Origin of the sequence: Micromonospora sp. NPDC049230 (genome assembly GCF_040647875.1) — a bacterium.
Lineage (GTDB): Bacteria > Actinomycetota > Actinomycetes > Mycobacteriales > Micromonosporaceae > Micromonospora.
On sequence record NZ_JBEZCZ010000005.1, the window covers coordinates 233,922 to 246,352 of the forward strand.

Genomic DNA, 12,431 nt, shown 5'->3' on the forward strand with positions numbered 1-12,431 from the left:
GAGGGTTTGAGCACGCGACCACGCTACCGGGCCGACGCGAGGCCGGGGTGTGCGGCGCTGTGGGCCCAACCACGATCAGAGGCGGATGCGGGGGGCGAGGCGTCATGCTTGTGCCCGTGCGGATCACGTCTGCCCTCGTGGACCCGGCGCTGCTCGACCTGCCCTGGTCGACACCGCTGGAGGAGTGGCCTGCCCAACACCTGGTGGCGCTGCCGCAGGGCATCTCTCGACACATCGTCCGGTTCGTCCGGTTGGGCGACTACGTGTACGCGTTCAAGGAGACCCGAGAGCGGATCGCCGAGCGGGAGTACGACCTGCTCCGGGCCCTGGAGCGGATCGACTTCCCGTCGGTCGAGGCGGTGGCGGTCGTCGCCGACCGACAGACCGACGACGGGGAACCCCTCGAATCGGTGCTGATCACCCGGCACCTTCAGTTCTCCCTGCCGTACCGGGCGCTCTTCTCGCACACCCTGCGGCCGGAGACGATGAGCCGGCTGCTCGACGCGCTCGCCGCGCTGATCGTCCGGATGCACCTCACCGGCTTCTTCTGGGGCGACTGCTCGCTGTCGAACACGCTGTTCCGCCGGGACGCGGGCGCGTTCGCCGCCTACCTGGTGGACGCGGAGACGGGCGCGTTGCACAACTCGCTCTCCAAGGGGCAGCGCGGTGAGGACCTGGAGATCGCCCGGGTGAACATCTTCGGCGAGGCGTTGGACCTACAGGCCGCCGGCCTGCTGCACGAGTCCATCGACCCCGAGGTGGTCTGTGAGGAGGTCGTGCAGCGCTACGAGCGGCTCTGGCACGAGATCACCTACGAGCAGGCCATCGAGCGGGAGGCCCGGCACGACATCGAGGGCCGGATCCGCCGCCTCAACGAGTTGGGCTTCGACGTGGCCGAGGTGGCCATGTCGTCCAGCGACGACGGGCGTTACCTGGTCCGGCCGAAGGTCGTCGACGCCGGCTACCACACCCGGCGGCTGCTGCGGCTGACCGGTCTGGACGCCGAGGAGAACCAGGCACGCAAGCTGCTCAACGACCTGGACGCGTACCGGGCCGAGAGCGACCTGATCGACGAGCAGCAGGCCGCGCACCGCTGGCTCACCGAGGTCTTCGAGCCGGTGGTCCGGGCCGTTCCCGCCCACCTGCGGCAGAAGCTGGAGCCGCAGGAACTGTTCGCGCAGATCATCGAGCACAAGTGGCTGCTCTCCGAGCGGGCCGGCCGAGACGTCGGGATGCGCCACGCGGTCCAGTCGTACCTGGCCGACGTGCTGGTGCACCGCCCTGACGAGCAGGCCGTGCTCGGCGTCGACGTCCCGACCTTCAGCTGATTCGCGCTCACTCCACCCAGGTGCCGGCGCGAAGGACCCGGACCACGTTGAGGTCGGCGTCCAGCACCACCAGGTCGGCGCGGAGGCCGACCTGTAGGGACCCCACCCGGTTGCCCAGGCCGATGGCGCGTGCCGGGGTGGTGGCCACCATCCGTGCCGCGTCGGCGATCGGGATTCCGGCATTCACGGCGTGCCGCAGCGCGGCGTCCATGGTCAGCGTGCTGCCGGCGATCGCTCCGTCGCGGGCGAGTCGGGCCACCCCGTCGGTCACGGTGACGGCCTGGCCGCCCAGCTCGTAGTCGCCGTCGGCCATTCCGGCGGCGGCCATCGCGTCGGTGATCAGCGCCGCGCGGTCCGGGCCCGCGGTCGCGGTGACGAAGGTCAGCGTGCCGTCGTGCAGGTGCACCCCGTCGGCGATCAGCTCGCAGATGACGGTGGGCGCGTCGAGCAGGGCCACCACCGGCCCCGGTTCGCGGTGGTGCACGGGGCGCATGCCGTTGAACAGGTGGGTGCCGACACTGGCGCCGGCGGCGATCGCCGCGCGGGTCTGCTCGTACGTCGCGTCGGTGTGGCCTACCGCCGCCACCACCCGCTGCGCGGTGAGCAGCTTGATCGCCTCCAGGGCGCCGTCGCGTTCCGGCGCGAGGGTGACCATCCGGACCGCTCCCCGGCCCAGCTCGATCAGCTCGGCCAGCTCGTCGGTCGACGGGTCGCGCAGGTACTCGGGGTTCTGCGCGCCGCAACGGGCAGCGGAGAGGTAGGGCCCTTCGAAGTGGACCCCCGCCAACACGCCCTCGTCGACAAGCGGGGCGTACGCCTCGGTGGCCGCGCGCATCAGCGGGAAGGGCGCGCTGACCAGGCTGGCCAACAGGGTTGTCGTGCCGTGCGCGAGGTGGAAGTCGGCAGCGGCCCGAGCCTCACCGGCGTCCCCGGTGGTGAAGGTGTGGCCACCGCCGCCGTGGGTGTGCATGTCGACGAAGCCGGGCAGGATCCAGTGTCCGTCCCGGACCGACGGATATTCGGCGACCGCGGTGATCCGGTCCCCGTCCCACTCCACGCAGCCCTGTCGGATGACACCGGTCGGGGTCACCACTCGGCCGTCCACCCGCACGGTCATCGCTCCTCCAGATAGTCACCGACGCGCACCGCGTCGTGGTTTCGGACGCTTACCGCGTCCAGGGCGAGTAGGGCGGCGCCGAGACAACCAGCCTCGTCGCCGAGGGCTGCCGCGACCAGTCGCGGCTCCCGGTGGAAGGTCATCCGCTCGTGCAGCGCCGCGCGTAGTGGGATCAGCAGCCGGTCCCCGGCCTGGGCCAGGCCGCCGCCGAGCACGATCGTCGCCACGTCGAACAACGCCTGCCCGGTCGCGAGGCCGTCGGCGAGCGCCTCGACAGCCTCCTGCCAGACCTGGCCGGCGATCGGTTCCCCGGCCGCGGCACGCTCGGCCACCTCGGCGGCCGTGGCCGCCGCATCGGCCAGCTCCGCGTAGCGGCGGCCGATCGCCGCGGCGGAGGAGACCGCCTCCAGGCAGCCGGGTCGACCGCAGCCGCAGCGGGGGCCGTCGGGCCGGACCAGGATGTGGCCGATCTCCCCGGCGGCGCCGTGCGCGCCCGTCGAGGCCGACCCGTCGACCACGTGCGCGGCGGCGATGCCGGTGCCGATCGCCACGAACAGCACCTGCCCGGCGCCGCGTCCAGCGCCGAGGCGGGCCTCGGCGAGGCCACCGACGCGCACGTCGTGGCCGAGCGCCGTGGGCAGGCCGAGCCGCGACACCGCCAGGTCCCGCAGGGGTACGTCCCGAAAGCCCACGTTCGCCGACCAGACCGCCACGCCGCGCGCCTCGTCCACGACCCCGGGTACGGCGATGCCGACGGCGATCGGGGTGAGCCCGTCGGCGCGGGCCTTGGCGGCCAGCCCGTCGGCCACGTCGAGAATCGTGTCGACCACGGCTGCCGGGCCGCGCGCGGCGTGTGTGGGGTGCCGCTCGGTGCGTACCGCGACGCCGTCCGGTCGGACCAGGGCGCACTTCATGCCGGTGCCGCCCACGTCCAGCGCGACGACGACCTGGTCGGCGGGCCCGGCGTCGCCGCCGGTCACGCCAGCACCACCGACCGGGAGAGGTGTCGGGGCGCGTCCGGGTCGAGGCCCCGGCTGGTCGCCAGCGCGACCGCGAAGCGTTGCGCCAGGATCAGGTCGGCCATCGGGTCGACCGGGGTACGGCCCGCGGACCAACTGCCCAGCACAGTGCGCCAACCGTGCGTGCGACTGTGCACGAAGGCCGCGCCGGTGGCGGCCACGTCCTCGGGGAGCCCGTCGGGTAGCTCGCCGAACGCCCACACCAGCCGGCCCGGCGCGGCGACCGAGATGGGGCCGTGCCGGTAGTCCATCGCCGGGTACGCCTCGGCCCAGAAGGTGGCCGCCTCACGGCACTTCAGCGCCGCCTCCTGGGCCAGCCCGACAGTCCACCCCCGACCGAGGAAGGTGACCTGCCCGATGGTGGCCGGGTCGATCGGCAGTGGGGACCGCACCGCGACTTCGGCGTCCGCGGCGAGCGCGGTCACCGGGTCGCCGAGGTGGGCCCGGAGCAGGGCCAGTGCGGTGGTCGCGAAGCGGGTCTGCACCACCGACCGCTCGTCGGCGAAGGGCATTGTCACGACAGCGCTGGCCAGGTCGACGGCCGGTGATGCCGGGTCACCGACGATGACCGTGGTGGGGGTCGTCCCGCGCAGCGCGGTGAGCAGCTCCAGCACCTCCGTCGTGGTGCCGGAGCGGGTGATCGCGATCAACCGGTCGTAGTGGCGGCCGGCGGGGAACTCGGATGCCTGGAACGCGTCGGTCTCGCCCTGGCCGGCCTGCTCACGGCGACCCGCGTACGCCATCGCCATGAACCACGACGTGCCGCAACCGACGACGGCGACCCGCTCACCGGGGCGCGGCAGGTCACCGTGGACGACGCCGGCCAGTTCGGCGGCCTCCCGCCAGCAGTCGGGCTGGCTCGCGATCTCCGCGTGCACGTATGCCATGGGAAACTCCTCGCAGAGGCGACCGGTGCGCAATACGGCTCGTTAAGCACCTGTTTCGCGCGTCATTCTGCGCGAACGGCGGTGGCCCTGGCAACCGACCACCCGATCGCGCAGGTCAGTCTTTTGCGCCAGCCTAGTTTCGCGCACTAGTGTGCACGCAATCAATCACCGTCCGTGTCACTGGAGGGCCCCCGCGGTGGACCGGTACGCCAGATGGAACGCCCTGCTCGAGATGCTGACCGACAACGGCCGGGTCAGCGTCGAGGCGGCAGCCGAGCGGCTGGACGTCTCCCAGGCCACCATCCGGCGTGACTTCGACCAGCTCGCCCAACAGCAGATGATCACCAGGACCCGGGGCGGCGCGGTCGCCAACGGCGTGTCGTACGACCTGCCACTGCGCTACAAGACGGCCAAGCACTCGGCCGAGAAGCAGCGGATCGGGGCGGCCGCGGCGGCGCTGGTCACGCCGGGCACCGTGGTCGGCCTGAACGGCGGCACCACCAGCACCGAGGTGGCCAGGGCGCTCGCCGTGCGGCCGGACCTGAACACCAGTGCCGAGGGCGCCCAGCTCACCGTGGTGACAAACGCGCTGAACATCGCCAACGAGCTGCTGGTCCGGTCGCGGATGAAGGTCGTGGTGGCCGGCGGGGTGGTGCGCCCGAAGTCGTTCGAGCTGGTCGGCCCGCTTGGTGGGGCGCTGCTGCGCGAGGTCACACTGGATGTCGCGTTGCTCGGCGTGGACGCGATCGATCCGCACCTCGGCGCCGCCGCCCACCACGAGGGGGAGGCCGCGATGAACAACCTGATGGTGGCCCGGGCGAAACGCGTGGTGATCATCGCGGATTCGTCCAAGCTGGGGGGTCACGCCTTCGCCCGGATCTGTCCGATCGAGCGGGTCGAGACCCTGGTGACCGACTCGGGTGCCGCCCCGGAGGTGGTGGACGCGTTCCGCGTCGCGGGCGTACAGGTGATCTGCGCCTGAGCGGTCACGCTCCGTCGGTGAATGAGCCCCTTCGGCGCGTCGATGCATACCGCGTATTGCGCGCGCCTGCATACCGCGTATGGTGTCGGCTGTCACGCCCACCCATCGGGGGAGGTGCAGCTTGCCAGCTGTCCTGGAGATCGAAGGTCTACGTAAGACGTACAAGAGTCGTCGACGCGGCACCCGCAACGCGCTCGACGGCTTCGACATGCGGGTCGACGCGGGGCAGGTGCACGGCTTCCTGGGCCCCAACGGGTCCGGCAAGACCACCACGCTGCGTACCCTGCTCGGCCTGATCCGACCCGACGGCGGCCGGATGGCGCTGCTCGGACACGAGGTGCCCGACGCGCTGCCCACTGTCGCCGGCCAGGTCGGCGCGATCGTGGAGAGCCCGCAGTTCTTCCCGCACTTCTCGGCACGGGACACGCTGTCCCTGCTGGCCGGGGCGGGCGAGGTGCCGGCCGTCCGGGTCGACGAGGTGTTGGAACTTGTCGGGCTGCGCGACCGGGCCGGCGAGCGGGTCAAGACGTACTCGTTGGGCATGAAGCAGCGGCTCGCCGTCGCGTCGGCCCTGCTGAAGAACCCGAAGCTGCTCATCCTCGACGAGCCGGCCAACGGCCTCGACCCGGGCGGCATCCGGGAGATGCGCACGCTGATGCGCAACCTCGCCGAATCCGGGATGACAGTGGTGCTGTCCAGCCACATCCTCGGCGAGATCCAGCTGATCTGTGACTCGGTCACCATCATCTCGCTGGGTCGGCGGGTCGCCTTCGGCCCGGTCGACGAGGTGCTCGCGCAGCACTCGTCGAGTGCGGTCCGGGTCCGGCTGGAGGCGGTCAGCGACCTGCCGGCGGCCACCGAGGCGCTCACCCGGGCGGGGATCCAGGTCACCGGGCACCCTGACCATCTGATGCTGGCCGGCGTCGACAAGCCGGCCTCGGTGACGCGGCTGCTCGCCGAGCAGCACCTCTACGTCAGCGAGTTGGCGCCGATCGCCGTCGATCTGGAGAGCGTCTTCCTCGAACTGACCGCCACCGCACCGGTCCCCGGTCAGCACCGGCAGGTCGACGAGTCCATGCACGTCGGCGGGGCGGCTCAGCCCGGCCCCGCCGGAGGAGGGTGGGGCGCGTGAGCCTCTTTCGTACGGAGTTGCGCCGGCTCACCAAGCGGCGGTTCAGCAGGTACATGACTCTGCTCGGCCTGCTGGTGTTGGCCGCCGTGGTGGTCGGGGTGTTCTTCACCAACCAGAAGATCGGCGCCAGCCAACTCGCGCAGGCCGAGCGTCAGGCCGAACAGCAGTACCAGGAGCAGGTGCGCTGGAGCGAGCAGGAGCGCACCGCGTGTGAGCAGGCCAAGACGGCCGGCACCGCGAGCGACGGCCGCTACCCGGACGACTGCTCGGTGATCACGGCACCGCCCCGCGACCAGATCCAGGCGAGTTGGTTCCTGCCCTCGACGTTCGACTTCAAGGAGACGTTCGACGAGACCCTGATTCCGTTCGCGGCGATCCTCGCCCTGGTCGGGTTCGTGGTCGGCGCGTCCTTCGTCGGTGCCGAGTGGAGCAACGGCGGCATGATGAACCTGCTGCTCTGGCGGCCGAAGCGGCTCACCGTACTGCTCACCAAGCTGGCCGCGCTGCTCACCGGCATGCTGGCGGTGACGCTTCCTGCCGCGGTGCTCTGGTTCGCCGGGTTCTGGGCGGTCGCCAACTTCCGCGGCAGCACCGAGAAGGTGACGTCGGGGGTCTGGCAGTCGTTCATGTTGACCGGCGTACGCGGTGTGGTGCTGGTCCTGGTGGTCACCACCCTCGGCTTCGCCCTGGCCTCACTGGGTCGGCACACCGCGATGGCCCTCGGTGGCGTGGTGGCGGTGATGGTGGTCGGCCAGTTCGGCCTGGGCATCCTGCTGTCGATGGCGAACGTGCGCTGGGCCGAGGCGTTCCTGCTGCCCACGTACATGCTGGCCTGGATGACGAAGACCGTGAAGCTGGAGGACTGGAACTCCTGCAACGCGAACTACTACGGGGAGTGCAAGCCGGACACGCTGGAAATCACCTGGCAGCAGTCCTCGATCCTGCTCTCGGTCGCGGTGGTGGTGATCCTCGGAGCGTCGCTCTGGGCGATGCGTCGCCGCGACATCTCCTAGTTCCCACATCCGGCACGAAGGCCCTCGGCTCGGGAGATGCCGGGGGCCTTCGTGTGGTCGTGGGTGCGACCACCTGCCGCGACGCTGGCGCTGCCGGCCACGCCGGCTGGTGCGACCCAGGTCGTCCCTGGCTTAGGCTGAGTGCCATGTCCGCCGACGCCACCCCGGCCGCCCCCGAGCCGTCCACTGACGCTCGTCGGGGTGACGTCCCGGGTGCCGTAGCGCCGGCGGTGCCGACGCCACGGCCGGTGCCGCCCATCGAGAACACCGATGACACCGAGCTGGACGACGGGGTCGATGTCGCGCCAAGCGTGCCGGCACCCGGGCTGACGGAGCGGGAACGGGCCATCCTCGCCTTCGAGCAGCAGTGGTGGCGACACGCCGGCGCCAAGGAGCAGGCCGTTCGAGACACCTTCGGGATCTCGTCGACCCGCTACTACCAACTGCTCAACGGGTTACTCGACAACCCGGCCGCGCTGGCCGCCGACCCGCTACTGGTCGGCCGCCTCCGCCGCCTGCGCTCGTCACGAGCCCGCAACCGCCGCCGCTGAACGCCCGGCGATCTTGCGCTCGCCGCCGCTGACCGCACCCCGATCTTGCACTCGCCGCCGCTGAAAGCGCCGAGATCTCGCACTTCTTGTCGCTGTTTCGCGGCTTTTGCCGGCATTTGACTGGGCACAAAGTGCAAGATCGCGCCGGGGGTCGCCGGCCCGCCTCCGCATGTTGGCTGGTCAGGCGGGTAGGCGACCCCGGACTCAGGAAGGGAGCGGAGGATGACGGCAACGAACCAGAGCGGGTCGCCGGGCGCTAGAGCGCAGCAGGCCCGGCAGGAGGCATCCCGGGTCGGCCAGCAGGCCACCCAGGCCGGTGGTCAGGTCGCCCATGCCGCCGCCGAGCAGGGCGGGCAGGTGGCCGCAGAAGTGCGGCAACAGGCCCGACAGTTGACCGGCGAGGCCACCGGGCAGCTTCGGGACCAGGCGCAGACGCAGCAGCGGCGGGCCGCCGAGGGCCTGCGCGACCTGGGTCAGAACCTCGGCTCGATGGCCGAGCGGGGCGGCGATTCCGGGCTGGCCGGTCAGGTGGTACGCAAGGCGGCCGACGCCGCCCAGCAAGCCGCCGGGTGGCTCGACGAGCGCGAGCCTGGTGAGGTGCTCGACGAGGTGCGCACGTACGCGCGGCGCCACCCCGGAACGTTCCTCGCGGGCGCGGCGGTGGCCGGGCTGCTGGTCGGGCGGCTCACCCGTGGCCTGACCGCGCCGGCGTCCGGCAACGGTGGAGCTGGGAGCGCACCCGGCGGGCCGCCCCAGCCGCAGGGCACGCCTGCGGAGCCTGATCAGCCGTACGTGGGGACGGCACGGGCGCAGAACGTCTCGCCCGCCGGTCAACAAGCACGGGACCTGCCCGGTGGGGTGGCCCCGTGAGCGCCCCGGAGAAGGAACGGACCCAGGCCTCGGTCGGCGAACTGCTGGGCGACGTGACCCGGGACATGTCCACCCTGGTACGCAAGGAGGTCGAGCTGGCCAAGGCCGAACTCCGCGAGGAGGTCAGCCAGGTCGGCAAGGCCGGCGGCATGTTCGGCGGTGCCGGGGTGGCCGGCTTCCTGGCAGTGCTCTTCGTGTCGTTCGCCCTGTGGTGGGGGCTGTCCAACACGATGGACCAGGGGTGGGCGGCGCTGATCGTCGCGGTCCTCTGGGCTGCCGTGGCCGGCGGTCTCTTGATCAACGCCAGGACCCAGCTGAAGCGGGCACGTGCGGTGCTGCCCCGGACGAAGCAGACCGCCCGGGAGATGCCGGACGCTCTGCGGGGTCGGTGAACGAGTCGGGAGGGAACAGATCATGTCCAGTGATCCGGATCGGATCCGGCGGGAGATCGAGACCACCCGCAACGAGCTGAGCAGTGACGTCGACGCGCTGACCGACAGGGTCAACCCGCGTCGGATCGCCGGTGACCGTGTCGGGCAGGCCCGCGACGCGTTCACCCGAGCGAAGGGGAAGATGATGGGCAGCTCGAACCACCTGGGGCAGGAGGCTGGCCAGCGGATGTCGCACGCGGCCGGCTCGGTCCGCGACGAGACCCGTTCACTCGGGCAGCAGTCCCGCGAGCAGGCGCAGGGCAACCCGATGGCTGCCGGCCTGGTCGCCTTCGGTGTCGGTTTGCTGGCCGCGTCGCTGATTCCGCCGAGCGGCCGCGAGCGGCAGCTCGCCGGACGGGCGCGGACCATGGTGAGCGAGCACTCCGATCAGTTGCGCGGGCAGGCGAGCCAGGTGGGCCACCAGATGCAGGACAACCTGCGCGAGCCCGCACAGCAGGCGGCACAGTCGGTGCGGTCCAGCGCCCAGCAGGGTGTGTCCGCGGTACGCGACCAGGGCCGTTCGGCCGCCGGTCAGGTGCAGGGAGAGACGCATGCGGCCGTCGACGACCTCCGACAGCGCTGACCCTTCCGGTGTGCCGGGGCCGGTGCCGGTGATGCGGGTGCGCTCCGCGTCGGCACCGGCACCGGGCCGACCGGTCAACGAGGATCTGGTCTTCCAGATCGGCCCGTTGGTCGGCGTCCTGGACGGCGCGACAGTGCCGCAGGGCTTCGACACGGGCTGCGTGCACGGGCCGGAATGGTACGTCCGGCACCTGGCCGCCCGGCTCGGCGTCGCCGAGGCGGCCCGCCCGGCGGCGCGGCTGACCAGCAACCTGGCCGCCGCCATTCTCGCGGTCCGTGCCGACCACGGTGGGCAGTGCGACCTGGACCATCAGGGCACCCCGTCCAGCACCGTCTGCCTCCTGCGGGACCGCGGTGACCAGGTCGACTACCTGGTGCTCTGCGACAGCCCTCTGGTGCTGGACGCGGGTGGTCAGGTCAGCGTGGTCACCGACAACCGGCTGGACGCTGCCATGGCGGAGCTGCGGGAGACGGTTGCCGCAGTGCCGGGTGGCGGGGCGGACCCGGTCACCCGGTTCCGGCACGCGGTGAGCGTCCAGCGGGAGCGGATGAACCGCACCCACGGCTACTGGGTGGCGGCCGCCGACCCGGACGCGGCCTTCCACGCGGTGACCGGGACGATGCCCCGGCGAGGTCCGGCGGCGATCCGCCGGGCGGCACTGCTCAGCGACGGCGCGTCCAGCGCGGTGGAGCAGTTCGCGCTCACCGACTGGACCGGTCTGTTGGACCTGTTGGAGGCCGAGGGGCCTGGCGCGTTGCTCGACCGGGTCCGGGACGCCGAGCGTGAGCATCCCGACCGGTTGCGTCGGCACAAGCCCACCGACGACGCGTCGGTAGTGTTCTGTGAGTTCGGATCTGCGGTTTCCGCACTCTGACACCCGGTCGGGTGACAACAGAGCGTGATGTGGAACACCCCGCCCGCCCGACCGGCCGGTACCGCTGTCCGGACCGCCAGTGGATGGCGAATGGGGTGGACTTCGGCCGATGAGGCCGGCAGACTGCGGCACGTGGCGGGTGCGGTCCGGCTGGAGCCGGTGGACGAGCAGAACCTGGAGCCGTTGCTCTCCGTAGCGGCTGCCGAGGCGGAGCCGAGTGACGTGATGCCTCCGGTCGAGGCCCCCGCCGGCTGGTCGCTCGCCCGTCGAGAGGCGTTTCGGGAGTTCCACCGGGCGAGCTTCGGCGGGCTGGACGGCCCGACCCGCTCGCAGATGTACGCGATCGTCGTGGGCGGCGAGGTGCTGGGCATGGTCCGGATGACACGCTGTGACGAGCCCGGCACTGTGGAGACGGGAATGTGGCTCGGGCGCTCGGCACGCGGGCAGGGGATCGGCGCGGCTGCCCTGCGGGAGTTGCTGAACGCCGCCGCTCGGGCTGGCATGCGGGTGGTGGTCGCCGAGACGACCCCGGACAATGTCGGCGCGGTCGCCGTGCTGCGCACGTGCGGGGCCAAACTGTACGAGGACGACGGCAAGGTGCGCGCCGAGATCTGCCTGGACTAGGCGCTCTGCGGCGTACCGGCGAGCCGGTCGGCGGCAACCCGGAAAGGGTCACCGCCGACCGCCTGGATCAGGCCGGCACCCGGACGATGTCGAAGTCGGTGGTCGGCGTCGGCTCCACGTCGAACCGGCCGTTCACCACGTACAGCGCCGAGCCGAGCAGGTCACCGGTGGCCGGTGACCGTAGCTGCGGACCGGTGATCTCCCGCTGCGCCGCCCCGGCGGTGTAGCCGGCGTTCAGCCGGACGACCGCGATGACGTTGCTCAGGTTCCGGATCACGTAGAGGGTGCGACCGCGCAGCACCAGACCGTCGGCCCGGTCCACCGAGTAGCCGCCGAGACCGAAGACGCGGCTGCCTCCGGTGCGCGGGTCGACGCGGACGAGTCGGCCGGTAAGCATCTGCGCGACGAGCAGGTCACCGTCCGGGAGCGCCACGATTCCGTTGTTGAACGCGTCCGGCGTCGCACCCGGACCGGTGAGCGACAGTTCCCGGAAGGCGGTGGGGGCCGGCAGTTGGCCACCCGGGCCCAGCGGCACCACGTACAGCACCGGCCGGGTGGAGTCGGTGAAGTAGACCGCCCGCCTGGTGATCACCATGTCGTTGACCAAGCTGTTGGGGTCGGTGGTGAACTGGTAGTGGGCCAGCCGGGCCCCGCTGCCCGGGTCGTACACGCTGGCCCCGCCGCCGGTGAAGTCGGCGGTCCAGAGCCGGCCCCGCGGGTCGATCTTGAGCCCTGCCTTGGCGGCGCCGGGGGTGCCCGGGATCAGCACCGAGCCGCGCCCGGTCCGTAGGTCACCCCGCCACACCGCACCGTCCAGGACGGAACCGACGTACACGGTGGTGCCGCGACCGATCGTCAACCCTTCCGGGGTGAAACCGTCGGGCAGGGCGATCCGGGCCGGGAACGGCTTCGGCGGGTGCGCGGTCGCCGGTGCACCGACCGTGACCAGGGTCGCCGCCGCGAGCACGGGAACGAAGAAAAGAGACAGCAGCTTTCGCAAGGAACACCGCCTGACGTCCA

General features: G+C 71.7%; 14 protein-coding genes. 10 read left to right on the plus strand and 4 right to left on the minus strand.

Annotated elements, in window-relative coordinates; all coding sequences use genetic code 11:
• Nucleotides 1–104: 104 nt before the first annotated feature.
• Entirely contained in the window at nucleotides 105–1,328 is a 1,224-nt protein-coding gene (locus AB0A95_RS06950; RefSeq protein WP_357554693.1) for a DUF4032 domain-containing protein, read from the plus strand.
• Nucleotides 1,329–1,335: 7 nt separating this feature from the next.
• On the opposite strand, the gene nagA is transcribed toward AB0A95_RS06950, so the two are convergent.
• Genes nagA through AB0A95_RS06965 form a run of 3 tightly spaced genes read right to left on the minus strand, consistent with a single transcriptional unit; the run spans nucleotide 1,336 to nucleotide 4,351 of the window.
• Nucleotides 1,336–2,445 (minus strand): N-acetylglucosamine-6-phosphate deacetylase, encoded by a 1,110-nt coding sequence (nagA, locus tag AB0A95_RS06955; RefSeq protein ID WP_357554694.1) that lies wholly within the window; start codon nucleotides 2,443–2,445, stop codon nucleotides 1,336–1,338.
• Nucleotides 2,442–3,425, minus strand: coding sequence for an ROK family protein (locus AB0A95_RS06960; protein ID WP_357554695.1), 984 nt, complete (start codon nucleotides 3,423–3,425; stop codon nucleotides 2,442–2,444). Before AB0A95_RS06960 ends, nagA begins: the two co-directional genes overlap by 4 nt.
• Entirely contained in the window at nucleotides 3,422–4,351 is a 930-nt protein-coding gene (locus AB0A95_RS06965) for a sugar isomerase (RefSeq protein WP_357554696.1), read from the minus strand. Before AB0A95_RS06965 ends, AB0A95_RS06960 begins: the two co-directional genes overlap by 4 nt.
• Nucleotides 4,352–4,547: 196 nt before the next feature.
• On the opposite strand from AB0A95_RS06965, the gene AB0A95_RS06970 reads away from it, so the two are divergent.
• The 9 genes from AB0A95_RS06970 to AB0A95_RS07010 all read left to right on the plus strand — a co-directional run bounded on the left by AB0A95_RS06970 (nucleotide 4,548) and on the right by AB0A95_RS07010 (nucleotide 11,411).
• Nucleotides 4,548–5,333: a DeoR/GlpR family DNA-binding transcription regulator gene (locus tag AB0A95_RS06970; protein WP_357068116.1), complete on the plus strand. Its 786-nt coding sequence runs from the start codon at nucleotides 4,548–4,550 to the stop codon at nucleotides 5,331–5,333.
• Nucleotides 5,334–5,454: 121 nt separating this feature from the next.
• Nucleotides 5,455–6,465, plus strand: coding sequence for an ATP-binding cassette domain-containing protein (locus AB0A95_RS06975; RefSeq protein ID WP_357554697.1), 1,011 nt, complete (start codon nucleotides 5,455–5,457; stop codon nucleotides 6,463–6,465).
• Entirely contained in the window at nucleotides 6,462–7,478 is a 1,017-nt protein-coding gene (locus AB0A95_RS06980) for an ABC transporter permease subunit (RefSeq protein ID WP_357554698.1), read from the plus strand. The genes AB0A95_RS06975 and AB0A95_RS06980 overlap by 4 nt, the downstream gene beginning before the upstream one ends.
• A gap of 146 nt (nucleotides 7,479–7,624) precedes the next feature.
• Nucleotides 7,625–8,029, plus strand: a complete 405-nt coding sequence (locus AB0A95_RS06985) for a DUF3263 domain-containing protein (RefSeq protein WP_357554699.1) — start codon at nucleotides 7,625–7,627, stop codon at nucleotides 8,027–8,029.
• Between the two features lie 222 nt (nucleotides 8,030–8,251).
• On the plus strand, nucleotides 8,252–8,899 hold the full coding sequence (locus AB0A95_RS06990; protein ID WP_357554700.1) for a hypothetical protein: 648 nt from the start codon (nucleotides 8,252–8,254) through the stop codon (nucleotides 8,897–8,899).
• A complete protein-coding gene (locus tag AB0A95_RS06995) occupies nucleotides 8,896–9,291 on the plus strand; it encodes a phage holin family protein (RefSeq protein WP_357554701.1) in 396 nt (131 codons plus the stop codon). Before AB0A95_RS06990 ends, AB0A95_RS06995 begins: the two co-directional genes overlap by 4 nt.
• Nucleotides 9,292–9,313: 22 nt before the next feature.
• Nucleotides 9,314–9,913, plus strand: coding sequence for a DUF3618 domain-containing protein (locus AB0A95_RS07000; protein ID WP_357554702.1), 600 nt, complete (start codon nucleotides 9,314–9,316; stop codon nucleotides 9,911–9,913).
• Entirely contained in the window at nucleotides 9,882–10,787 is a 906-nt protein-coding gene (locus AB0A95_RS07005) for a hypothetical protein (protein ID WP_357554703.1), read from the plus strand. The genes AB0A95_RS07000 and AB0A95_RS07005 overlap by 32 nt, the downstream gene beginning before the upstream one ends.
• Nucleotides 10,788–10,919: 132 nt before the next feature.
• A complete protein-coding gene (locus AB0A95_RS07010; RefSeq protein ID WP_357554704.1) occupies nucleotides 10,920–11,411 on the plus strand; it encodes a GNAT family N-acetyltransferase in 492 nt (163 codons plus the stop codon).
• Between the two features lie 67 nt (nucleotides 11,412–11,478).
• Here AB0A95_RS07010 and AB0A95_RS07015 read toward each other — a convergent pair whose 3' ends face one another.
• Nucleotides 11,479–12,411: a superoxide dismutase gene (locus AB0A95_RS07015; RefSeq protein WP_357554705.1), complete on the minus strand. Its 933-nt coding sequence runs from the start codon at nucleotides 12,409–12,411 to the stop codon at nucleotides 11,479–11,481.
• Between the last annotated feature and the right edge of the window lie 20 nt (nucleotides 12,412–12,431).

Excerpts from the sequence above, each read along its gene's own strand:
- AB0A95_RS06950 (WP_357554693.1), top strand. The coding sequence starts at position 105 with ATGCTTGTGCCCGTGCGGATCACGTCTGCCCTCGTGGACCCGGCGCTG.
- nagA (WP_357554694.1), bottom strand. The coding sequence starts at position 2,445 with ATGACCGTGCGGGTGGACGGCCGAGTGGTGACCCCGACCGGTGTCATC.
- AB0A95_RS06965 (WP_357554696.1), bottom strand. The coding sequence starts at position 4,351 with ATGGCATACGTGCACGCGGAGATCGCGAGCCAGCCCGACTGCTGGCGG.
- AB0A95_RS06985 (WP_357554699.1), top strand. The coding sequence starts at position 7,625 with ATGTCCGCCGACGCCACCCCGGCCGCCCCCGAGCCGTCCACTGACGCT.
- AB0A95_RS06990 (WP_357554700.1), top strand. The coding sequence starts at position 8,252 with ATGACGGCAACGAACCAGAGCGGGTCGCCGGGCGCTAGAGCGCAGCAG.
- AB0A95_RS07000 (WP_357554702.1), top strand. The coding sequence starts at position 9,314 with ATGTCCAGTGATCCGGATCGGATCCGGCGGGAGATCGAGACCACCCGC.
- AB0A95_RS07005 (WP_357554703.1), top strand. The coding sequence starts at position 9,882 with ATGCGGCCGTCGACGACCTCCGACAGCGCTGACCCTTCCGGTGTGCCG.